At 50.7% G+C, this 21,186-nt stretch carries 24 protein-coding genes and 1 tRNA gene; 5 read left to right on the top strand and 20 right to left on the bottom strand.

All coding sequences use genetic code 11. The features are described from left to right. Positions 1 to 10 precede the first annotated feature (10 nt). The 17 genes from PP769_RS07530 to rho all read right to left on the bottom strand — a co-directional run bounded on the left by PP769_RS07530 (position 11) and on the right by rho (position 14,620). Complete coding sequence (locus tag PP769_RS07530; RefSeq protein ID WP_312646376.1) at positions 11 to 739, bottom strand: zinc ribbon domain-containing protein; 729 nt, start codon at positions 737 to 739, stop codon at positions 11 to 13. A gap of 61 nt (positions 740 to 800) precedes the next feature. Next, positions 801 to 877: transfer RNA gene (locus PP769_RS07525), tRNA-Ile, on the bottom strand. Positions 878 to 968: 91 nt separating this feature from the next. Further along, positions 969 to 2,798: a DNA primase gene (dnaG, locus tag PP769_RS07520; RefSeq protein ID WP_312646375.1), complete on the bottom strand. Its 1,830-nt coding sequence runs from the start codon at positions 2,796 to 2,798 to the stop codon at positions 969 to 971. Between the two features lie 99 nt (positions 2,799 to 2,897). Beyond that, entirely contained in the window at positions 2,898 to 3,242 is a 345-nt protein-coding gene (locus tag PP769_RS07515) for a histidine triad nucleotide-binding protein (protein ID WP_312646373.1), read from the bottom strand. Then, a complete protein-coding gene (gene hisIE / locus PP769_RS07510; protein ID WP_312646372.1) occupies positions 3,235 to 3,939 on the bottom strand; it encodes a bifunctional phosphoribosyl-AMP cyclohydrolase/phosphoribosyl-ATP diphosphatase HisIE in 705 nt (234 codons plus the stop codon). The genes PP769_RS07515 and hisIE overlap by 8 nt, the downstream gene beginning before the upstream one ends. 6 nt (positions 3,940 to 3,945) lie before the next feature. Next, positions 3,946 to 4,743 carry an imidazole glycerol phosphate synthase subunit HisF gene (gene hisF, locus PP769_RS07505; protein WP_312646370.1) on the bottom strand — a complete coding sequence of 266 codons (798 nt, stop codon included), beginning with the start codon at positions 4,741 to 4,743 and terminating at the stop codon, positions 3,946 to 3,948. Further along, the gene (hisA, locus tag PP769_RS07500) at positions 4,737 to 5,483 is read right to left on the bottom strand and encodes a 1-(5-phosphoribosyl)-5-[(5-phosphoribosylamino)methylideneamino]imidazole-4-carboxamide isomerase (RefSeq protein ID WP_312646369.1); all 747 of its coding nucleotides are present in this window, start codon (positions 5,481 to 5,483) and stop codon (positions 4,737 to 4,739) included. The genes hisF and hisA overlap by 7 nt, the downstream gene beginning before the upstream one ends. A gap of 3 nt (positions 5,484 to 5,486) precedes the next feature. Continuing rightward, positions 5,487 to 6,296: a hypothetical protein gene (locus PP769_RS07495; RefSeq protein WP_312646368.1), complete on the bottom strand. Its 810-nt coding sequence runs from the start codon at positions 6,294 to 6,296 to the stop codon at positions 5,487 to 5,489. Beyond that, positions 6,293 to 6,916, bottom strand: coding sequence for an imidazole glycerol phosphate synthase subunit HisH (hisH, locus tag PP769_RS07490; protein ID WP_312646367.1), 624 nt, complete (start codon positions 6,914 to 6,916; stop codon positions 6,293 to 6,295). The genes PP769_RS07495 and hisH overlap by 4 nt, the downstream gene beginning before the upstream one ends. A 44-nt stretch (positions 6,917 to 6,960) precedes the next feature. Further along, positions 6,961 to 7,563, bottom strand: a complete 603-nt coding sequence (gene hisB / locus PP769_RS07485; RefSeq protein ID WP_312646366.1) for an imidazoleglycerol-phosphate dehydratase HisB — start codon at positions 7,561 to 7,563, stop codon at positions 6,961 to 6,963. Next, entirely contained in the window at positions 7,560 to 8,843 is a 1,284-nt protein-coding gene (gene hisD / locus PP769_RS07480; RefSeq protein ID WP_312646365.1) for a histidinol dehydrogenase, read from the bottom strand. The genes hisB and hisD overlap by 4 nt, the downstream gene beginning before the upstream one ends. Next, positions 8,840 to 9,502 carry an ATP phosphoribosyltransferase gene (gene hisG / locus PP769_RS07475; RefSeq protein ID WP_312646364.1) on the bottom strand — a complete coding sequence of 221 codons (663 nt, stop codon included), beginning with the start codon at positions 9,500 to 9,502 and terminating at the stop codon, positions 8,840 to 8,842. Before hisG ends, hisD begins: the two co-directional genes overlap by 4 nt. Then, positions 9,499 to 10,758, bottom strand: a complete 1,260-nt coding sequence (gene murA, locus PP769_RS07470) for a UDP-N-acetylglucosamine 1-carboxyvinyltransferase (RefSeq protein ID WP_312646363.1) — start codon at positions 10,756 to 10,758, stop codon at positions 9,499 to 9,501. The genes hisG and murA overlap by 4 nt, the downstream gene beginning before the upstream one ends. Positions 10,759 to 10,774: 16 nt before the next feature. Then, positions 10,775 to 11,653, bottom strand: a complete 879-nt coding sequence (prmC, locus tag PP769_RS07465; RefSeq protein ID WP_312646362.1) for a peptide chain release factor N(5)-glutamine methyltransferase — start codon at positions 11,651 to 11,653, stop codon at positions 10,775 to 10,777. 68 nt (positions 11,654 to 11,721) lie between these two features. Next, positions 11,722 to 12,801, bottom strand: a complete 1,080-nt coding sequence (prfA, locus tag PP769_RS07460; protein ID WP_312646360.1) for a peptide chain release factor 1 — start codon at positions 12,799 to 12,801, stop codon at positions 11,722 to 11,724. A 270-nt stretch (positions 12,802 to 13,071) separates the two neighbouring features. Further along, complete coding sequence (gene rpmE, locus PP769_RS07455) at positions 13,072 to 13,293, bottom strand: 50S ribosomal protein L31 (protein WP_312646359.1); 222 nt, start codon at positions 13,291 to 13,293, stop codon at positions 13,072 to 13,074. A 76-nt stretch (positions 13,294 to 13,369) separates the two neighbouring features. Then, entirely contained in the window at positions 13,370 to 14,620 is a 1,251-nt protein-coding gene (gene rho, locus PP769_RS07450; RefSeq protein ID WP_312646358.1) for a transcription termination factor Rho, read from the bottom strand. 510 nt (positions 14,621 to 15,130) lie between these two features. On the opposite strand from rho, the gene PP769_RS07445 reads away from it, so the two are divergent. Together PP769_RS07445 and PP769_RS07440 are read left to right on the top strand one after the other, a co-directional pair. Further along, complete coding sequence (locus PP769_RS07445; RefSeq protein WP_312646356.1) at positions 15,131 to 15,547, top strand: DUF2203 domain-containing protein; 417 nt, start codon at positions 15,131 to 15,133, stop codon at positions 15,545 to 15,547. Between the two features lie 163 nt (positions 15,548 to 15,710). Continuing rightward, positions 15,711 to 15,998, top strand: coding sequence for a YciI family protein (locus tag PP769_RS07440; protein ID WP_312646355.1), 288 nt, complete (start codon positions 15,711 to 15,713; stop codon positions 15,996 to 15,998). A 53-nt stretch (positions 15,999 to 16,051) separates the two neighbouring features. Here the strand turns inward: PP769_RS07440 and PP769_RS07435 are convergent, their stop codons facing one another. Further along, complete coding sequence (locus tag PP769_RS07435; RefSeq protein WP_312647042.1) at positions 16,052 to 16,543, bottom strand: EVE domain-containing protein; 492 nt, start codon at positions 16,541 to 16,543, stop codon at positions 16,052 to 16,054. A gap of 149 nt (positions 16,544 to 16,692) precedes the next feature. Between PP769_RS07435 and PP769_RS07430 the strand changes: the two genes are divergently transcribed. The 3 genes from PP769_RS07430 (at position 16,693) to PP769_RS07420 (ending at position 19,690) form a co-directional block, all read left to right on the top strand. Then, entirely contained in the window at positions 16,693 to 17,133 is a 441-nt protein-coding gene (locus tag PP769_RS07430) for a PGPGW domain-containing protein (protein ID WP_312646354.1), read from the top strand. 73 nt (positions 17,134 to 17,206) lie between these two features. Next, positions 17,207 to 19,156 carry a carbon starvation CstA family protein gene (locus PP769_RS07425; protein WP_312646353.1) on the top strand — a complete coding sequence of 650 codons (1,950 nt, stop codon included), beginning with the start codon at positions 17,207 to 17,209 and terminating at the stop codon, positions 19,154 to 19,156. Between the two features lie 36 nt (positions 19,157 to 19,192). Continuing rightward, entirely contained in the window at positions 19,193 to 19,690 is a 498-nt protein-coding gene (locus tag PP769_RS07420; protein WP_312646352.1) for a YajQ family cyclic di-GMP-binding protein, read from the top strand. A 13-nt stretch (positions 19,691 to 19,703) separates the two neighbouring features. On the opposite strand, the gene PP769_RS07415 is transcribed toward PP769_RS07420, so the two are convergent. After that, on the bottom strand, positions 19,704 to 20,393 hold the full coding sequence (locus PP769_RS07415; protein ID WP_312646351.1) for a hypothetical protein: 690 nt from the start codon (positions 20,391 to 20,393) through the stop codon (positions 19,704 to 19,706). A 4-nt stretch (positions 20,394 to 20,397) separates the two neighbouring features. Further along, positions 20,398 to 21,168, bottom strand: a complete 771-nt coding sequence (locus PP769_RS07410) for a hypothetical protein (RefSeq protein ID WP_312646350.1) — start codon at positions 21,166 to 21,168, stop codon at positions 20,398 to 20,400. Positions 21,169 to 21,186: the final 18 nt, after the last annotated feature.

Below are 21,186 nucleotides of genomic sequence, written 5' to 3'. Positions count from 1 at the left end.
GGAGAAAAAGCTATTCGGGCGCTTCTTCTTCAAGATGCCGAGCCAAATAGAGAATGCGGTGGCAATAGGAACAATCCAATAGTTCGTCACCGCGTTTCACCTCCGCAACCAGTTGAGGAGGAAGCTGAAGCTGACATCCCCCACAGGCGCCGTCACGAAGCTGGGCGACGGCATATCCTTTTCTCAAGGTCTTTAATCGGTTGTATCGAACGAGGAGTGGCTTATCCACCTGTAGGGAAAGGGATGTTTGCTGACGGTCCAAATCGGCTAATTCATTCGCCAAATTGGCAAAATGAGTCTCCAGTCTCGCCTTTTCGCTATCAAAAACTTTCTGGGCTTCTGTTGCTTGCTCTTCCAGCTCCTTAAGGGCCTGCTCGTTTTGTTCCACCCGCTCCATGATTTCCAGCACATTCTCCTCAATAGAGTCTTTTTTCTTCCGAGCTAACTCTATTTCAAACAGATGCGCCTGGTATTCTTTGTTCGTTTTTAATTCAGAAAGCCGATTTCTGATTTTCTGGAGTTGTTCTTCTTGCGTGGCAAGTTCCCGTTCAGAGCTACGTCGCTGTTTGATGAGAGATTCACCGGTATTTTTAAGGATTTGCAGCTTGGCAAGAATATCTTGGAGCGGAGTTTCAGCGGATTTGATAAGCTCTGGAGCTTTCCGCAACTGGTCTTGAATCTGAAAAATTCGAAGATCAAATTTTTGAAGATTAATCAGGTATTGCAACTGCAAATTCACAAAGTCCTCAATATCCTAGAACATGTTTGCTCACCGGTTAATCAAGTCCGGCCCGGTCTCGTGGTGGGCCCACCAGGACTTGAACCTGGGACCAACTGATTATGAGTCAGCCGCTCTAACCAACTGAGCTATGGGCCCGAGATCATAACGGCGCACACACCCTTTTACCATAAACGGCGCTCAGGAAAAACTCCCCCCTGCGAATTTTATTCCCTCGCCGTGGGTAAACTCAGGGGGAGGCCGTTAAGAAGGCCTTTTTCTGACGAAGCACATTGGACTCCGCGACCAACGCATCGACCAAGTCCTGGCGTCCCTCCCGTTGTGCAATCTTGAGTTGACTAATCACCTCGTCCATGAGGCGTTGGATCTGGTTTTTCCTTAAAACACGAAGACATCCGGCGACATGAATAGACACTTCGTCACAATTGTATTCCCCCACGCTCAACCGGGAAATGACCGGTTCATAAGCCGGATCCTGACTGAATTCCGCATGCAATGCATCGAGGTTCAAGTGCCCTTCGTCATCCGTATGCTGAAAGGCCTTGCCAAGAATATGGCGATACAGTGGGACAGTAAACGCACCCTCATCGAGTTGCCGGATCTGATCCGGTTCCAGACGGCCTTGGAGTAATAATACAATAAGATCCCGTTCCTCTGGCTTACCTTGTGGAATGGCCAGAAGATTCGTGGCAGATTGATCCTTCCCCTTAGCCGACGGGGCAGCACTCATGGGCCGGGAAATGGTCGGGAGCCGTTTACGGAGTAATTCCGGTCGAATACCCAATCGTTCTGAGACCACTTTCAGATATTCTTCTTTTTCTATGGGATTTTTAGTCTTATGAAGAATCGCAAGAATGTCATCCGCCCGCTTGACTCGATCTTGAATAGAATCATTTTTGGCTTTATTCAAGACAGACATGATGGCAAAATCCAGCAACGTCGCGGCTTTCCCCTCCAGCTCACGAAACGCGGACACCCCGTTTTTCCGAATAAATGTGTCAGGATCTTCACCAGCCGGGAGCAGCAGCACTCGGACTTCAATGCCGGAATTCATAAACAAATCAAGCGTCCGTAAGGCCGCGCCGATCCCTGCAGCATCTCCATCAAAGACGAGCATCACCGAAGGGGCCAATCGGCGTAGAATCTGGACATGATCGGAGGTTAACGCCGTTCCCAAGGGTGCCACGGCATTTTCAATGCCGTTTTGGTGGAGAGCGATGACATCAAAATACCCTTCTACCAAATAAAACCTCCCCGAAGCGGTGGCTGACTGCCGGGCCTTGTCCATTCCATAGAGGGATCTCCCCTTAAAGAATAAGTCGGTTTCGGGTGAATTGAGATATTTGGGAGAGGCTCCATCTTTCAGGATCCGACCCCCAAATCCCACTACCTGCCCTCGTGGATCAGTAATGGGAAACATCACCCGATCACGAAAGCGATCATACGTGGATATTCTGGTGCCATCCTCAGACTCTTTCCGCACGACCAATCCAGCCTGTATGAGTTCTTCCGGCTTGACAGATTGCTGTTCCAGCCATTTGGAAAGTCCATTCCATCCTTCCGGAACGAATCCCAACTGAAAGGTGTTCCAGGATTCTCTGGTAATCCCCCGCTGATCCAAGTAATCCCTGGCAACTTGACCTTCAGGAATTTCCTGAAGATTGCGGTGATACCAGGATGCGGCCAATTGATACAGATGAAAATACCGTTCACGAGATACGCCTGATGTAGTCTTCCCCGCTGCTTCCCGTCGCTCAGGCAGGGGCACCCCTGTCCGTTGGCTTAACTCACGCAGAGCCTCCATGAAATCCATGCCTTCTTGTTTCATCAAAAAGGTAAAGGCGTCTCCTCCGACACTGCAGCCAAAACAATAAAACATTTGTCGAACGGGGTTGACCGAAAAGGAGGGAGTTTTTTCTGAATGGAAGGGGCACAGCCCTTTAAAGTTCTGCCCCGCTTTGGAAAGACTCACGTATGTGGAAATGAGATCAATAATATCAATGCGATCTCGAATTTGTTGAAGAATCTCTGGAGGAACCCCTCGTTTTTCGCCTGTCATCTCACTTCTCACCACGAATTGCGTTAGGGACACATCACGAATGTCATTCCCTTCGGATACCAAATGCTCTCGGGGCGCTTTGTCCCCGTCAAACCAGCTTTACCCTGGAGGCCACGCAAATGTTCGCCCGCCCATGACGTGAAAGTGCAAATGAAAGACACTCTGCCCGGCTTCCGGTCCGGTATTCGCAACGACCCGATATCCGCCACCGGCAATTTCCCGCTGCCTGGCCATCTTGGCACAGACAACCATCAGGTGACCCAACAAGGCGGCATCCGTCTCTTTCGTATCATCCAAAGACACCACGTGCCGCTTGGGAATCACCAACATATGCACCTGCGCTTGAGGATTGATATCGTTGAACACGAACGTGTGTTCATCCTCATACACGGTGTCGGCGGGAATAGCCCCCTTGACGATTCGACAAAAAAGACAATCACCCATGAGTCGAGCCTCCTTCGAGCTGTTCAGGCTGTCGAATTCCTGATTTGCCAAATCGCTTGCCAAGCTCTTGATAGACGTCTTCAGGAGGGATGGAAAAATGCCCGAGCATGATGAGGGTATGAAACCACAAATCAGCCATTTCATAAATAATTTCTTCCCGATCGCCATTTTTTCCAGCGAGAAGGACTTCGCCGGCTTCTTCCGCCACCTTTTTCAAAATACGATCGAGGCCTCCCTCCATTAATTTTGACACATAGGAATCAGGACTCGGGTGGGCTTTCCGATCGCCGACCATTTCATAGAGCCTCCGGGTAATCCCTCCCCAGGCCGTACCGGATAAAAAAGCGGCTGGGTCTTCAGAAGTCGAAGAAGGTAGGGGAGAAAAAAAACATGAACGGGTTCCGGTATGACAGGTCGGTCCAATGGGCTGGGCTTTCACCAAAATCGTATCCCGGTCACAATCCACGAACATTTCCTTTAAGAGCAATTCATGGCCGGACGTCTCGCCTTTTTTCCATAACCGTTTTCGCGATCGACTCCAGAAATGAACCCGTTGGGAATCGCAAGTCATCTCCCACGCTTGTTGGTTCATGAACCCCACCATCAAGACGGTCCCATCCAACCAATCCTGCACAACACAGGGGAGCAACCCTTGTTCATCAAACTGGAATGTGCTTATCGAAGAGACTTCGCTCATGGGTCGTTAGGAAATTGAAACCGGGACGGTGCCCGGGCGCACAGGGATACCCTGTTGAGCCAAATACGATTTGGCTTCCCCGATGGAAAATGTCTGATAATGAAAAATAGATGCCGCCAGTACCGCATCTGCTTTCCCAACATGGAACGCCTCATACAAGTGCTGAAGCGTGCCTGCTCCCCCGGAGGCAATGACCGGAATAGAGACGGACTCGGAAATAGCCGCCGTTAAGGCCAAATCATATCCGTCCTGCTTTCCGTCCTGGTCCATACTGGTTAAAAGAATTTCTCCGGCGCCATAGTCCTTCATCCGTTTCGCCCACTCAACAGCATCCAGGCCGGTCGAGTTCCGCCCTCCATGGGTAAACACTTCCCAACCGGGTTCACCCTCTTCACATGTGGTCGCCCGTTTCGCATCAATAGCCACGACGATACATTGCGAGCCGAAACGATTGGCGGCCGCTTTGACGAAGTCCGGATGTTCCACAGCAGCCGTATTAATGCTGATTTTGTCCGCTCCGGCTTCTAATAACCGACGAATATCTTCAATGGTCCGGATCCCTCCCCCAACAGTAAGCGGCATGAACACCTGCTCCGCCGTCCGAATCACCACATCTAAAATCGTATCCCGTTTTTCATGGGAAGCGGTAATATCCAGAAAACACAGCTCGTCCGCACCTTCTCGATCATACACCTGCGCAATGTGAACCGGATCTCCCGCATCGCGCAAATTCACGAACGAGACGCCTTTCACCACCCGCCCGTCTTTCACATCCAGACAGGGTATGATTCTCTTCGTCAGCATGATGGTTGAGACGCTTCTGCCAAGGCCACCATTTCAAGAGCCGCTTTCAAGTCCAAGGTGCCTTCATATAAGGCCTTTCCAATAATGATTCCGGAAATTTTGCTTCCCAGGGCCTGAATGGTCTGCACATCTTTCAGGACCGTGACTCCACCAGAGGCAATAACGGGAAACGGCGAAATGTCCACAGCTTCTCGCAGAGCTGAAATATTTGGTCCTGCCAACATGCCGTCCCGGGATATGTCCGTAAAGACCATGCCTCCCAAGGGCAAATCTTTTACTGATTCAAAGACCTGTCGTGGGGTCAGACTGGACACGGTCTTCCACCCATGCACCGCGACTAAACCCTGTTTGACATCAATCCCGATTAAAATTTTATCAGGAAATTCTGTCGCGGCTGCCGCCAAAAAATCAGCATCCTGTAAGGCCGCTGTTCCAATCACCACCCGGTCCACTCCACAGGACAAATAGGCGCGAATGGTTGACGTGTTTCGTATGCCCCCACCGACCTGCACCGGAATGCCTAACCGTTTGGTAATGGCTTCAATGTGTGATAGATGCTGAGGTGTTCCGGTCACCGCCCCGTCTAAATCCACCACATGAAGGTAGCGGGCCCCAAGACTCTGCCAATGTTCCGCCATCGCCGCGGGGTCATCAGAATACCTGGTGACCTGATCCATCTCGCCCTGTCGCAAGCGGACACATTTCCCGTCCTTCAGATCAATTGCAGGAATCAGTAGCATCGTTTAGGGATCCTCCTTCAAGGATGGAGCAGGAAGAGGAGGCCCCTGTTCGCCCAAGCCGACGGGAAAGGCCTTCATCACTTTGTTGACACCCAATTCAGCAAGTTTATCGGCAGTCACAAACCCTCCACCCTTTTCAAAAAATCCTACTACATCCTGGTTAAGTGGTTTTTGTTCCTCAAAAAATTCCCCGGTCCACAAGACCATTCCATCAGACGGACTGAGCAGATACACTTCAAACCCTACTGCGGCCGGCTTGGCTCCAAGCTTGCTTCCTTCACGCTCTCGGTATGTCCGGACGAGTCCCGTTACAACTCCGTCCACCTTTAAGCGGGTTCCGATCTCTTGGGCCATAACCGGAAATGACGATTCCCCTTCCGAGGTTTCCTTGCCTATCACGGCAGAAGACTCCTCGGGACCGATCACCCGTAAGGAAGGCCGGCCAGCCAACACAGAAGCCACCTGTTTCGTAATTCGATGTGCCGCCGTTTCGGGCACCACATAACGAACTTTTCTGAATTCTGTCCCATCCGCCTGATCAGTCCCCGGCAACCGAAATTGCGTACGAATTTCTTCCGGATCCCTTATGCCTCCACGAGAGCTACTCGCCAATTGAGGGGTTTTGATGGTCTGAAAAGGAAGGATGGCGAGACTGGATATACGGGAGGGGTCAAATTGTGGAGCGGCCTGAATTTGAACTTTTGGGGGAACACAGCCTACACCGAGACACCACCACCCGATAAGACTCATGACCAGGAACCGGGCAGGCAACGGTCTCGATCGCCCATTGATCGCAAGGCACCTTCCCCTCATTGCCAATCACCAAAATTCTTTAAGACCTGCAACCCGACGGCCTGACTTTTCTCGGGATGCCATTGAGTAGCAAACACATTGTCTTTCCAGACACTACTCGCAAAAGAAATTCCATAGTCGGTTTGGGTACTGACGAGAGCACAATCCGTCGGTTCCACATAGTAGGAATGCACGAAATACACATAGGAGTCGGAGGCAATGCCACGTAATGGCGGAGCGACCGTGTTGACCTGAATCGTATTCCAACCCATATGAGGAATTTTTAACGACGTCTCTCCTTCATTGGACGGACGGGGAATCGCTTTCACCTTCCCGGCCAGGATCCCTAACCCCTGATGATATCCAAATTCTTCGCTTTCCGAAAACAGCAATTGGTACCCTAAACAAATGCCGAGAAAAGGTTTTCCCGAAGCTATGGAACGGTATATGACATCCATCAACTCAAAGCGAGCCAGATTGTCCATGCAATCCCCAAACGCACCCACACCCGGCAATACGACATGACTGGCCTGGTTAATTACGGGAAGGTCTCGAGTCACGACTGCTTCATGGCCCACACATTCAAACCCTTTCTGCACGCTCCGAAGATTTCCCATCCCATAATCAATAATAGCAATCATGTCCTGGCTGTTTTCCTCTCTCTCCGCCCACTGATTCTCACCATTTAGAGCATCCCTTTGGTGGAGAGCACTCCCTTAATTCGTTCTTCCCGTCTAACCGCTTGATCCAAGGCTTTCGCAAACGCCTTAAAAATCGCTTCCATGATGTGATGAGGATTTCTCCCATACAGCACATTCACATGAAGGTTTAACCCTCCCTGACTCACGAATGCCTGAAAAAAATCTTCAAACAATCCCAAATCAAACGACTTAATATACCGCGTGGGTAACACCACATTGTATACAAGGTACGGCCGGCCACTCAGATCTACGGTCACCTGGGCCAGGGTTTCATCCAACGGAACCGTCGCCCACCCGAATCGGGTGAGGCCCTCTTTGGTCCCCAGAGCCTTTGTTAAGACCTGCCCCATGACAATACCCACGTCTTCGATCGTGTGATGGTCATCAATCTCGATATCCCCTTTCGCTTCCACCGTCAGATCAAAAAATCCATGTTTACCGAATAAATTCAACATGTGATCCAAAAACGGGATCGAGGTCTTAATCTGATTGTTGCCGCACCCGTCGAGGCCCCATTCCACTCGAATGGCCGTTTCCGCGGTTTTCCGTTCTTGAGAAGCCGTTCTGGGAACAAGATGTTGGTTCATGTCCATCGACTCTCCATTGATCGCCCATGTGCATCCAGGCCTTCCAGCAGAGACAGCCGCATCACTGGAGCATGGGCTTTGCGCAACGCGGCTTTCGAATAGGCCACCACATTGCTGGTTTTCATGTACTCATCCACACCCAAACAGGAAAAAAATCTGGCACTTCCACCAGTTGGTAACACATGATTGGGCCCTGCCACATAATCCACCACCGCAGGAGGGGTATAGCGGCCAACAAAAATGGCACCCGCATGACGTATCCGTGACACATAGTCTCCCGCCCGATCCATATTTAATGATAAATGCTCGGGCGCAATCCGATTGGCTAGTTCAAAGGCCTCATCCACGGTTCGCACAACAAATGCCAGGGCATGATTCTGAATTGATCGGGACGCAATCGCCTGGCGTCCCAATTGTGCGAGTTGGCGGGTCACTTCAGTCACAACCCGCCTGGCAAGGGTCAAAGAAGTCGTCACCAGATAGACACAGGCTTCCTCATCATGCTCGGCTTCACAAAGAAGATCAGCCGCCACATGCCGTGGGTTACTTGGGGAATCGGCAATGACCAGCAACTCACTCGGACCCGCAATCATATCAATGTCGACCTGGCCATAGACCAGGCGTTTGGCCGTGGCCACATACAAATTCCCGGGTCCGACGATTTTATCCACGGGCCGGATTGTCGGGGTGCCAAAAGCCAAGGCCCCAATGGCTTGGGCTCCACCGACCCGATAGATTTCCTCCACTCCAGCAACATCCGCCGCCACCAACAACGCGGGGTGGATGATGCCGTTCGGAGTCGGCGTACACATGACGACTCGCTTCACCCCAGCCACTTTCGCGGGGATGGCATTCATGAGCACCGACGAGGGATACAGGGCTTTTCCGCCTGGAACATACACACCGACGGTATCTAACGGCGTGATCCGTTGACCTAATTGAACCCCCTGTTGACGATAGACCCAGGATTGCCTTCGTTGTCGACGATGAAAGGTCCGAATACGATTCGCCGCATATTTCAGCGCTTTAATATCTGAAGACGGTAGTTCGGCATATGCACGCTCGACGTCTTTGGACGTCACACGAAGACTGTCAGGACTGATTCGGACATGATCGAACTTCCAGGTCAATCGCTGAAGTGCCTGATCGCCCTCCTGCCGAACAGCATCTAATATTGTCCTGACGGCTTTTTCAACCTTGCCGTTTTGTTGAGCAGCCCGCTGACAGACACGATTCACCGCTTGCGAAAACTCTTGGTCCTTGTAGGAAACAATTTTCATGCATGAACCTTTTTTGAGCGGGAACGAGAAAGAATTTTCTTCACCCGGGCAATCAGTTCTGTAATCACGGCATATTTCATTTTTAAGCTTGCCCGATTCACAATCAATCGGGCAGATGACCAGGCGATCACTTCATCCTCGACCAAATTATTGGCTTTCAGAGTGTTTCCCGTCTCAACCAGATCGACAATCCGATCGGCCAATCCGACCAATGGAGCCAACTCAATCGACCCGTAGAGCTTAATCAATTCCACAGGCAACCCCTGCTGGTTAAAATACCGTTCGGTGATCGTGGGATATTTGGTTGCCACCCGAAGCTTGGAAGACATCCGTTGCACAAGCTGTGGCCCGTTCGGCCTGGCGACCACCAGACGACAGACTCCTAAGTTCAAGTCAACCGGTTCATAGACATCCGGGCTTTGTTCCAACAAGACATCTTTCCCAACCACCCCTAAATCGGCTGCGCCATATTCAACATAGGCCGGCACATCACTTGGGCGTACAATTAAGACCCGGTGTCCATGCTCCGGAAATTCCAGTATTAATCGACGGTCGTCCGCTTGGACATGATATCCCGTATAGCCTGCCTGGCGGAACAATTCAAGAGTCGGATCAAGAAGTTTACCCTTGGAAAGGGCAATGGTAATCCCTTCGCTCATGCCACCTCGCGAACGCGAACAATCCTCGCACCCAGGGCCTGAAATTTTTCTTCCAGCCGTTCATAGCCGCGGTCTAAATGATAAACTCGGGACACAATCGTTTCGCCATCAGCCGCTAACCCAGCCAAGACCAAGCCTGCACTGGCGCGTAGATCCGAAGCCATGACGGGTGCACCGGTGAGCAACGGCACACCTTTGACGACGGCATGCGGGCCATCAATCTCAATCGACGCTCCCATCCGGTGAAGTTCCGGGACGTGCAAAAATCGTCCTTCAAAAATGGTTTCGGAAATCACGCTCACGCCTTCTGCCACCGACATTAACGCCATCATTTGGGCCTGGAGATCCGTCGGGAAGCCGGGATAGGGGAGCGTCTTAATTTCCACCGCTTTGAGCGGACCCGGCCGGCGGATTCGCACACCGTCATGACTCTCGGTTAACTCAGCACCCATTTCCTGAACTTTTTTCAGGACACTGCCTAAATGATCTGATACGCACCCTTTTACCATCACATCCCCACCCGTAATAGCTCCAGCCATTAAATAAGTGCCGGCTTCAACTCGATCAGGAATCACCCAATGCCCTGCCCCATGAAGTTCCTTCACCCCTTCAATGGTAATGGTGTCCGTTCCCATCCCATGAATTTTGGCGCCCCGCTTGGTTAAGAATGCACAGAGGTCCGTGATTTCCGGTTCCCGTGCCACATTATGCAAACTCGTGGTCCCTTGTGCCAGGCAAGCCGCCATGATCAGGTTTTCCGTGCCCGTGACCGTCGGGAAATCCAAGTCAATTCTTGCCCCTTTAAGACGACCGGCTTTCGCGTGGATATATCCATGCTCCACTTGAATTTCAGCCCCCATCATCTCCAATCCTTTGAGGTGAAGATTGACCGGTCGGGTGCCGATCGCACATCCGCCCGGCAGAGATACTTTGGCTTCTCCCAGCCGAGCGAGTAGAGGGCCCAAGGCTAAAATTGACGCTCGCATCGTTTTGACTAAATCATACGGCGCTTCAATCGAATGCACCTGACCTGCATCCAGTCTGACCCTGGCGCCTTCCTCTTGAACTGTCACTCCCAACAGGGCCAGTAATTTCCCCATCGTCATCACATCACGAACATGTGGTACATGGTCAATGACGCATTCCCCGCCCCCTAACAACGTCGCTGCCAAAATAGGCAATGCGGCATTCTTGGCTCCGCCGATTTCCACGGACCCCTTTAATGGCAATCCACCGGTGATTCGAATTTGATCCATTTACAATATTCCGTGTCTACACAAGACGCCGTTGCACGCATACCACTCGTGGAATGCCTTGGGAATCCGGAAGGACCTTTACCATCCTAAACCCATTCGTCAGGGAAGGGTCCCGGCAAAGAAGGTCAGCCTGACCCACTCCCACTTCCATGAGAACATATCCCTTTGAGGAAACTAGTCCCGGCGATTCATCCAATAACCGCCGGTACACATCGAGTCCATCCGGCCCTCCATCCAACGCCAGCCGTGGTTCAAAGTCTTTGACATCGGGAGAAAGGTGTTCCCATTCCGAATGGGAGATATACGGCAGGTTAGCAATAATGGCGGTCACTTTACCTGCTAATTTTCTGGATAACAAGTGGGAAAGCAGGTCACCAGCCACCCATAAAATTCGTTGCGCAACTCCATGGCGCATGGCATTGGCCTGCGCAAGACGTAGCGCGGAGACTGACTTATCTGAGGCGATAATTACCGCTGCAGGAAGGTTGACCGCCAGACTGATCGCCAGACATCCAGAACCCGTTCCGACATCCAGAATTACCGGACGCACGTCAGCCCTTAGCAGTCCAATTGCCTCTTCCACCAGTAATTCGGTCTCAGGTCTTGGAATGAGCACACCAGATTGAACGAGAAAATCCAAACCAAAAAAGTCTTGATTCCCTAATACATATTGAAGTGGTTCATGTAAGGCACGGCGCTGAAACAAGGCCACAGCCCGCTGACAGACTTCCGCATCAACGGGAGTGTCTGGATTGGCATGCAGTTGCAATCGCGTAATACCAAGGGCATCCTCAAGAATCCACAGCGCCTCATGGCGGGCGTTGGCAATCCCGGCGTGAATCAGCGTCTCAACCGCACCACGATATAACTGTGAATAGGAAGTGAAGGGGGGCATCTGAGCCTCAAAAAGCACATACGCGTTGAACCGTTGAAAGAAGACGGACTGGCGCTACACGAAAGACATCATTGGGCTTTGAGGCCCGCAATTAACCCGTCAAGATCGCCTTCCATCACTCGATCCAATTTGTGCAACGTCAGCCCGATCCGATGGTCGGTCACGCGATTTTGGGGAAAATTATACGTGCGGATTTTTTCACTCCGCTCCCCTGTCCCGACTTGGGAACGGCGTTGTTGCGCAATAGAGGCTTCCTGTTTTTCGCGCTCGGCATCACCGATTCGTGTTCGAAGGGTTCGCATGGCCTTCGTTCGATTTTTTAGTTGGGATCGCTCGTCCTGACATGTCACGACCACTCCTGTCGGAATATGAGTAATCCGGATCGCAGAGTAGGTCGTGTTCACACTCTGTCCACCAGCTCCTGAAGAACAATAGGTGTCAATCCGTAAATCTTTCGGATCAATGTGCACCTCCACCTCTTCAACCTCCGGCATCACCGCAACCGTAGCCGTGGATGTATGAATTCGTCCATTAGCCTCTGTCGTCGGAACCCGCTGCACCCGGTGCACTCCACTTTCATACTTAAAATTTCCAAAGGCTCCCTTGCCTTCAACCAGCAAAACCGCCTCTTTGACCCCACCAAGACCGGTCTCCTGAAATTCCATTAATTCGACCCGTAACCCCTTAGCCTCGGCAAACTTCGTATACATTCGGAGGAGATCGCCGGCAAAGAGTGCGGCCTCACTTCCACCTGTCCCAGCTCGAATTTCAATGAACGAGTTTTTATTATCGCCTTCATCAGCGGGGCAGAGCAATTCAATGACCTGGGACTCCATGGCCTCACGTTGACTTTCCAGGCTTTCCAATTCTTCACCGGCCAACCGGCGCATATCGGGATCTAATTGCAGATCTTCTGTCATCAGGCGGGTCTGGGCAATCTCTTCGACTACCCGTCGGTACCCGCCAAACAACTGCGCAATGGGCTCTATCTCTGATCGCTCTTTATTGAGCGCAACCAGAAGGGTCGGTTGAGACAAGACGGCAGGATCTGACAACTGATCGTTGAGCGTGTCATATTTATTTGCAATGGCCTCCCATTTGCTAAATAAACCGCCTTCTTTAAGGTCTGTCTTCGTCATTGGTGGCATAGAGCTAGTTTAACAGGAAATTCAATAACACGACATGTACCCTTCCCAGACAACCATGCCCACTAGCCTTATACGAAATTTTTCATAAAAAGAGGGGATTGAATGGAGGGGAACCATGTCAACACTCAGCGGAGCCGCTGCTGGGAAACCTGGTCTTCTCGAACGCCAATCGAGAAAGGCAACAACCAGGACTGCTTCAGCACCATGCACAGACACCATCCCCTGGGGACTGTTTAGGCAGGACAATTGGGAAGAAAGAGAAAAAGGTCTTTACGCTTTGGCTTTGGGCTTCGCCGTTTTGGCGTATTTTTTATTGAAACGTTCCACCCGTCCTTCGGCGTCCACAATTTTTTGAGTACCCGTGAAAAACGGATGGCAACTGGAACAGATATCGACCTTTAAGTCTCCCACAGTTGTCCGGGTTTGATAAGTCATACCGCACGCACAACTCACATTGGCAAATTCATAAGCTGGGTGAATGCCCTTTTTCATACTACCTCCTTCAACGCCATCTCTCGATTCAACATCTAAATATGAAAAGCCCTCAATGCCAAACCTCTATTGTGAATTATCGATTCATAGATTGCAAGAACTCATTATTACTCTTGGTTCCGCCGATTTTATCCATGAGAAATTCCATCGCCTCCATGGTCCCGAGAGGGCTTAACACCTTTCTGAGAATCCACATTTTGTTCAGACGGTCGCGATCAACCAGCAACTCTTCTTTCCTCGTGCCGGATTGACTGATATCGATGGCCGGGAAAAGCCGCTTATCCGCTAACCGACGATCCAAGTGCACTTCCATATTACCCGTGCCCTTAAACTCTTCAAAAATCACATCGTCCATTCGACTTCCGGTATCAACCAATGCTGTGGCCAGAATCGTCAAACTTCCACCAAATTCGATATTTCTGGCGGCACCAAAAAAACGCTTGGGTCGTTGAAGGGCATTGGAATCCAAACCTCCGGATAACACCTTCCCACTGGGAGGGGAAATCGTATTATAGGCACGGGCCAATCGCGTCACACTGTCTAACAAAATCACTACATCCCGCTTATGTTCGACCAACCGCTTGGCTTTTTCCATGACAATCTCTGCCACTTGGGCATGGCGCTGAGGTGGCTCATCAAACGTGGAGCTAATCACTTCGGCGGCTTTGACCTGTCGCTGCCAGTCAGTGACTTCTTCTGGTCGTTCATCAATGAGAAGGACAATCAAAACAATTTCCGGATGATTCGCAATAATGGCCCGCGCCACCGCCTGCAAGAGCATGGTCTTTCCCGTTCTGGGAGCCGCCACGATCAATCCCCGTTGCCCTTTGCCAATGGGCGTCGTGAGCTCCATCACTCTGGTGCAATACTCTTCAGGATCAAATTCAAGGTTGATCCGCTCTTCAGGATACAGCGGAGTGAGATTATCGAACAAAATTTTATCCCGCTGCACCTCAGGTTCATCATAATTGATTTTTTCGACTTTCAAGAGCGCGAAATACCGTTCTCCATCCTTCGGTGGACGAATCTGCCCTGAGACAATATCACCGGTTCGCAAATTAAATCGTCGAATTTGAGACGGAGAAATATAAATATCATCGGGTCCTGGTAGGTAGTTGGAATCCGGGGCCCGGAGAAATCCAAATCCATCTGATAGAGTCTCCAGGACCCCCTCTCCGAAAATGACTCCGTTCTTGTCGCTCTGCCCTTGAAGAATAGAGAAAATCAGCTCTTGCTTTCGCAAATTTGGCGCGCCATCAATTTTGAGATCACGCGCGATTTCATTTAATTCTCCAATGGACTTTTGCTTCAATTCGGCAAGATACATTAGGTTACTCCATTCATTGGCCGGAAGGGTTTTCTCGTGGGCTTAGCCTGTTACGAGGGGTGGAAAGGATACGAACATTTTCATCTGGGTTATGCGCTACGAATTTTGGCGATCCCCGAAAAGGGAACCGCACCAGACTTTAATAAAAGTTAAAAGATTTAGACCGGTATTGTGTGTTTTAGGAAGAATGTTTAGAGAAACTGAAGAACCACACTTGTCAAAACCACCGTGTTGTCCTATCTACGATTTGAAATAATACGTGAAGTCCGAGAAGTTAATTGGCGGAAATGGATTTTGCTATCAAATGGGCAGGTCTTAAGTAATTATTTATCTCACTATTGAACAACTTGTCAATAGGCTCCCTTCGGAAGTTGCGACACGAAACTGTAATTTTCCCCCAAACCCATCATCAGAAAAGTTAGCCTACTCTCCTATGGTTGGCACCCTGAATCTTATTATGTTAAACCATCATAATGGTAATTGAAAGTCAACAAGGAAGGGTCCTCTCCCATGTCTGATTCAGGTTTTCCCTTTTCCAGTGAACGGATTTTCACCCTCTCCGAAGCCAACGGATTAATTCCCGAGCTGGAACAATTTTGGGACAATATTAAGGCAGGACGCCAAATACTTATGGACACGAGGGAAGAAGTCAAAAAAGCCAGCGCCCAGGCATCCTCTGGAGGAGGAACGGTCATGGGCGTCCAATATATCAAAGGGTTACAAGACATCAATGGCAGCCTGCATGCCATTCAGGAACTCGGGGTGGTGATCAAAGATGTCGAAATTGGATTATGTGATTTCCCCTTTTTGCTTGATGACCGCCTGGTATTTTTATGTTGGAAATCCGGAGAAAAACAGGTTCGCTGGTGGCACGATATTGACAGCGGGTATGCGAACAGACAACCTTTAGAAGACCCGAATCCCTAGACCTGCCGCACATTCGCCTATTCGTTTCAATCACACTCTCCGGACGACCTGAGCTTCCGACGCGACATGTCCATACGACTGCCTTCTGATATGATGGAGAAGCCATGCCCGTTGTCGAAGAAAGACCATTGATGCGACTTCGAAAAAGGAACGAGGAGGAAGAATGAAGTTCGTAATTTTAGGCAAAGATGGTCCTGAAGGCGCGCAAAAACGCCCCCTCTATCGAGAAGCCCACCTCAAACGGCTTGAGGCGTGGGCGCAACAAGGCAAAGTTATTTTGGCTGGGCCTCTGACCGATAAAATTGGGAGCTTAATCGTGGTTGAAGCAGAATCACTCGAAGAAGTTCAAGCATTTGCCAACAATGATCCCTATGCCCTTCATGGGGTTTTTCAGGAAGTCACCATCCACCCGTTTTTACAGGTGTTTCCCAAAGCGAATCTTTCACTGTAACCAGCAAGAAAGTGAAAAAGAATGTACCCAACGTTTGGGACAATCCTGGTGGTCTACTTTGGGGTGGGCGAATGGTTATTATTGTTTTGAACACAATCCAACACCCGTTGCCATTCATCCGGACGCACCGGTTGAATCGAGAGCCTGGAACCTTTACGAAGCAGTTCCATTTTTTCTAATCCCTTAACGGCCCGCAACTGTTCCAGTTGCAAGGCCTGAGGAAACTTTTTGACAAACTGGACATCCACCAGAAACCAACGGGGCGAATCCGGAGCACTACGCGGATCGAAATATCGGCTCCTTGAATCGAATGCAAAAGAGTCGGGATACGCGGCCTTAACCACTTTAACGATTCCAACTATAGCGGGAGGGTCAGTATTGCTATGGTAAAAAAATCCTAAATCCCCAACATTCATGGATTTTAGGAAATTCCTAGCCTGGTAATTACGTACGCCTTCCCAACATGTGGTCTTACGGGGAGAGTGAACCAGATCATCAATGGAAAATGTTGTCGGCTCTGATTTGAACAACCAATACTGTACCATCATGCCTCACTCAATCATTTATTGGCATAAAAAACACAAACACCATTAAGCAATTATAAAGTGTATATTTTTCAGAGTACAATTGGACCATTTCCCAACGCACCTATCGCGTGATTGTGTAATAATTTTTTTAGGCATCATGACCAACCATGATTGATCAATTGATTCAGTTTGCCGAGTCTTGGGTCCCCAGGGAAATCTGGGTCGGCATGATCACTCTTTCCCTGATTGCGTTTGTCGGAACCCTTATTGCGATCCCTGCTCTGTTAATTCGCCTGCCACCTGATTACTTCGACAATCACGGCCACCGCAAGTGGTTTGCCAATCATCATCCAATTATTCGCGCCATTGGGTTGATGTTAAAAAACGGCCTGGGACTCATTTTTCTGGTAGCCGGAATTGCCATGCTGGTTTTACCAGGACAAGGTATCCTCACAATGGTTCTGGGTATCTTGTTTCTGGATTTTCCGGGAAAACACCGTGTCGAACAAAAACTCATTCGGCAACCCCAGATTCTTAACGCCATCAACGCCATGCGAGAAAAAGCAGGAAAACTGCCGTTTGTGTTTCATGAAAACTCCCCGACCTAACCACACGTCGACCTGAACCTCCCCCAGTCAACACCCGTTTACACCCTTTTCTCCCATTGATAGGATGGCCCGCATGTCTGTATGGAACAAGATCGGATGGCTGGGACTCGCCGGACTCTGTGCCGTGGCCTTCGGCCATGTCGTAGGCCTAGTCAATCCTCATGAAAAAGTGAACGGACTCTGGCTCGTGGTCGCCGCCTCCTGCTTCTACGTGTTGGCCTACCGGTTCTATGGCCGATTTTTGGCACAGCGAGTCATGAACCTTGACGATCGACGTCGCACTCCCGCCCACCGGCTGGAGGACGGCACCAATTTCTATCCCGCCAACAAATACATTCTCTTCGGCCATCATTTTGCGGCTATCGCCGGGGCGGGCCCATTACTCGGTCCCGTCTTGGCGGCACAATTTGGTTTCCTCCCTGGGTTTTTATGGATTGTCATCGGCGCGGTTCTGGCGGGTGCCGTGCAGGATTTTATTATCCTTGTGGCCTCCATGAGGCGAAATGGCCGTTCGCTTCCGGAGATCGCCCATGCTGAATTAGGTCCCATCACCGGGATGGCCACGGCGATTGCCGTGCTCTTTATCGTGGTCGTCGCGCTAGCCGGATTAGGCTTGGCGGTTGTCAATGCGCTTTATCACAATGCCTGGGGCACTTTTACCATCGTCATGACCATTCCCATCGCCCTGCTCATGGGACTCTACCTTCAAAAATTTCGTCAGGGACAAGTCGGGGAAATGACGCTGATCGGGTTAGGACTCTTGATAGTGGCCATTCTCGTCGGCCGAACCGTGGCACAATCAGAATGGGCTGAATGGTTCTTATGGGACCGCACCACGCTCACATGGAGCCTTGCGGCATATGGATTTCTTGCCTCAGTTCTCCCCGTCTGGATGTTATTAGTGCCACGGGATTATCTCTCAACATTTATGAAATTGGGTGTAATCGCTCTTCTGGCCGTCGGGGTCATAGTGCTCGCGCCCACCATTGAAATGCCTCGCACCACCATATTTACAGCGGGCAATGGACCGATCATCCCAGGAACATTGTTTCCGTTTCTCTTTATCACTATTGCCTGTGGGGCTATTTCCGGCTTTCATTCCCTGGTCTCATCAGGAACGACGCCCAAGCTGATTAGTCGGGAATCTCAGGCCATCGTCGGCTACGGTGCCATGCTTTTGGAAAGCTTCGTGGGAGTCGTAGCGCTCATCGCCGCCTGCCTTCTCGTTCCCGGCGATTATTTTGCCATCAACACCAGCCTGTCCGCAGACACCCTGCAAACTATGGGATTTCCAACCGCTCACATTACGGAACTCTCCACGCTTGTTGAGGTCGATGTATCGGGCCGTCCGGGAGGTGCGGTATCCCTGGCCGTTGGCATGGCCTCGATTTTTTCAAGCTTGCCGGGGATGTCCGGGCTCATGGCCTACTGGTATCAATTCGCGCTCTTGTTCGAAGCCCTGTTCATTTTGACCACCATTGATGCCGGGACACGGGTCGCCCGGTATCTGGTTCAGGAATTAGGGGGGCGATTCTACACCCCGCTCAAACAGATCAATTGGTGGCCCGGGGTATTGGGCGCCAGTCTGTTCGTCGTTGGAGCGTGGGGATATCTCATTGGCACCGGATCTATTGCGACCATCTGGCCCATGTTTGGGGCAGCCAATCAATTACTCGGCATGCTCGCGCTCTGTATTGCCACGACCGTGCTCATTAAGATGAACAAAACCTCTTATCTGTGGGTGACGGTGATCCCGATGGTGTTTGTTGGCGTGATCACGCTGGCCGGATGCTATGAACTCCTGGTGATCTTTATCAATCGGGCGCTCTCAACAGACGGATCGCAAAGCCTGACCATGGCCATCAATGCCTCCCTCGTGGGCCTGGTGGCCATACTCGCACTCATTGTCCTCACAGACAGCGCCAGAAAATGGTACGGGTATCTTATACACAAACACCCACTGAACAGCACCGAAGTGATCGAAGGCGAAGGCATTCAACTTCCCGCAGGACGGTGCTGCTAACCAGGGGGCCAGTCACAACAACTTGAAAGGAGGCTTATGGCGGACAATTATTCCTTCGACGTCATTTCTCGCATCGACATGCAGGAAATGAAAAATGTGGTGGATCAAACAGAAAAAGAAGTCGGACAACGTTTTGATTTCAAAGGATCCAAAACCGAATTGACGTTAAAAGAAAAGGACAAACAATTAGTGGTGATTTCGGATGATGACTACAAACTCAACGCGGTCCTGGATATCCTCAAGTCCAAATGCGTCAAACGCAATGTGTCGTTGAAAGGCCTGACGTATGGGAAAGTGGAAGAAGCCTTAGGCGGAACCGTACGCCAAACCATTACCATTCAGAGCGGGCTTCCCGAAGACAAGGCTAAAGCCATTACGAAATCGATTAAAGAGGCCAAATTTAAGGCCCAGGGTCAAATTCAAGGGGAACAAGTCAGGGTGCAGAGCAAAAGCAAAGACGAACTGCAAGCCGTCATGAAACATCTCAAAGAACAGGACTTCGGACTCGATCTGCAATTTGAAAACTATCGGTAATAGACAATCGTGGTCACACCGCAGGCTCACATTCGGCCCCTACGTGGTGCAGTGCCCGGTCGAGAGCCTGTTGCCCGGCTCGGGCTCTTAATATGTCCCGAGCCTCCATCGCGGAAGGACGATTTTTCCCAATTGGAACATCCAGTTGTTCTAAAGTTTCAAATGCCCACCCCTGAGTCCAATAGACCATTTGCAAATCCGATAGGCGAAGAACACCCACCTCGGCTATTGCTGAATTTTCAATGACCATCCCGCCCATTTGATTCATCATCGTCGCTTCTCCAATTTTTACGGGACTGGTCTTCTCACGACTTGAGAACACCACGACAATTTCATAAGGGACGTGTAGGTGTTGGCCGTGGACTTTCAATTCCTGGGAAAAGTTTAGAGGCTGCGACAAACGTGGAACAGTCAAAATGTTCTGAAAGGAACAACGCTGTCTGAGAAAATCTTCGGTGCGTCGAGTAAGAGTCTCGAGATACTCGGCAATGATCACCGGAGCGGCATTCCGGGCCGTGGCATCTGCATGCACGACCAGACCAATGGTAGGCACCCGGGGCCACTCGCCCTTCTTGTGAGATAATTCCTGTGATGCAAAGGCGTCCTTTCCGACAAGATCAATCAGACGGGGGGTGGGACCTGCCCCACACCCCGCCAGCATAGAAACCAACACCCACGTAAACAATATTGTTGAAAGGGTCATCGGATTAGGCTGCCTGATTCTTTCTCCATAATATTTCAAAATGCATCACCGCCTGGGCAATGGCATCCTTCCCGGAAACCCATCGAAGCGTCTCATACTCCTCACCCTCTGAATTGGGATAAATGGGAGGTTGGGTCTGAGCCCGCCGGACGACCGGATAGACATTCGATTCAAGCGGGACAACCAGCCGTTCAAGGGTCGCCCAGGCTTGACCATCCGTGGAGGCTACCGGTTGCCCTGTCCGGGCATCCAGCAAGGCGAGTTCCAGGCGCGCATAATTTTCCGCACGGTACCCTGGCATTCCCCCACCCCGCATACCTGTCGGCTGCTGCAACCCGCCCATTGGAAAACGATCAAAGACCTCATACTCGGTACTGGATAATACCGCCAACACCAGATAGGGCACGTTCTGCTCCTTTCCCAATTGGATGAATGGGTCCACGGAGCCCTTCGGTTTCACATCATCCGGATACACGACGGAATGTATTTGAATCGGTAATTGTTTCTGCAGTTCCGCCTTCAGATGTTCTCCGAGATTTTCCAACGTCCCTCGGCGAAGTTCAGGAGCTGATTTTTCAAATCCCGAATCGTTCAGCACAACCAAAACCGCGGTCACTCCTTCGGCCGGAAGCGCCATTGTTGCACCGTCACCGACAGACAAATTGGAGGGTTGGGGCAGGTAAGCCGGCAACCGTTTGGGAGTGTTATCCAACGAACAGCCAAGGAAGGAAAAAGCAGAGAGGATCCCGACAATCAACCAGATGTGACGCCACATGATGAAGCCTCCATTGGT

The sequence above is a fragment of the Candidatus Nitrospira allomarina genome, assembly GCF_032050975.1.
In the GTDB taxonomy this organism is placed as follows: Bacteria; Nitrospirota; Nitrospiria; order Nitrospirales; family UBA8639; genus Nitrospira_E; species Nitrospira_E allomarina.
The sequence above is the reverse complement of the archived record's forward strand: the minus strand, read 5'-3'. Positions and strand labels throughout refer to the sequence as shown.

Bases quoted from the DNA above. Each gene is read 5' to 3' on its own strand.
- dnaG (WP_312646375.1), bottom strand. From the start codon at position 2,798: ATGACAGGCGAAAAACGAGGGGTTCCTCCAGAGATTCTTCAACAAATT.
- PP769_RS07515 (WP_312646373.1), bottom strand. From the start codon at position 3,242: ATGGGTGATTGTCTTTTTTGTCGAATCGTCAAGGGGGCTATTCCCGCC.
- hisIE (WP_312646372.1), bottom strand. From the start codon at position 3,939: ATGAGCGAAGTCTCTTCGATAAGCACATTCCAGTTTGATGAACAAGGG.
- hisF (WP_312646370.1), bottom strand. From the start codon at position 4,743: ATGCTGACGAAGAGAATCATACCCTGTCTGGATGTGAAAGACGGGCGG.
- hisA (WP_312646369.1), bottom strand. From the start codon at position 5,483: ATGCTACTGATTCCTGCAATTGATCTGAAGGACGGGAAATGTGTCCGC.
- PP769_RS07495 (WP_312646368.1), bottom strand. From the start codon at position 6,296: ATGAGGGGAAGGTGCCTTGCGATCAATGGGCGATCGAGACCGTTGCCT.
- hisH (WP_312646367.1), bottom strand. From the start codon at position 6,916: ATGATTGCTATTATTGATTATGGGATGGGAAATCTTCGGAGCGTGCAG.
- hisB (WP_312646366.1), bottom strand. From the start codon at position 7,563: ATGAACCAACATCTTGTTCCCAGAACGGCTTCTCAAGAACGGAAAACC.
- hisD (WP_312646365.1), bottom strand. From the start codon at position 8,843: ATGAAAATTGTTTCCTACAAGGACCAAGAGTTTTCGCAAGCGGTGAAT.
- hisG (WP_312646364.1), bottom strand. From the start codon at position 9,502: ATGAGCGAAGGGATTACCATTGCCCTTTCCAAGGGTAAACTTCTTGAT.
- murA (WP_312646363.1), bottom strand. From the start codon at position 10,758: ATGGATCAAATTCGAATCACCGGTGGATTGCCATTAAAGGGGTCCGTG.
- prmC (WP_312646362.1), bottom strand. From the start codon at position 11,653: ATGCCCCCCTTCACTTCCTATTCACAGTTATATCGTGGTGCGGTTGAG.
- prfA (WP_312646360.1), bottom strand. From the start codon at position 12,801: ATGCCACCAATGACGAAGACAGACCTTAAAGAAGGCGGTTTATTTAGC.
- rpmE (WP_312646359.1), bottom strand. From the start codon at position 13,293: ATGAAAAAGGGCATTCACCCAGCTTATGAATTTGCCAATGTGAGTTGT.
- rho (WP_312646358.1), bottom strand. From the start codon at position 14,620: ATGTATCTTGCCGAATTGAAGCAAAAGTCCATTGGAGAATTAAATGAA.
- PP769_RS07445 (WP_312646356.1), top strand. From the start codon at position 15,131: ATGTCTGATTCAGGTTTTCCCTTTTCCAGTGAACGGATTTTCACCCTC.
- PP769_RS07440 (WP_312646355.1), top strand. From the start codon at position 15,711: ATGAAGTTCGTAATTTTAGGCAAAGATGGTCCTGAAGGCGCGCAAAAA.
- PP769_RS07435 (WP_312647042.1), bottom strand. From the start codon at position 16,543: ATGGTACAGTATTGGTTGTTCAAATCAGAGCCGACAACATTTTCCATT.
- PP769_RS07430 (WP_312646354.1), top strand. From the start codon at position 16,693: ATGATTGATCAATTGATTCAGTTTGCCGAGTCTTGGGTCCCCAGGGAA.
- PP769_RS07425 (WP_312646353.1), top strand. From the start codon at position 17,207: ATGTCTGTATGGAACAAGATCGGATGGCTGGGACTCGCCGGACTCTGT.
- PP769_RS07420 (WP_312646352.1), top strand. From the start codon at position 19,193: ATGGCGGACAATTATTCCTTCGACGTCATTTCTCGCATCGACATGCAG.
- PP769_RS07415 (WP_312646351.1), bottom strand. From the start codon at position 20,393: ATGACCCTTTCAACAATATTGTTTACGTGGGTGTTGGTTTCTATGCTG.
- PP769_RS07410 (WP_312646350.1), bottom strand. From the start codon at position 21,168: ATGTGGCGTCACATCTGGTTGATTGTCGGGATCCTCTCTGCTTTTTCC.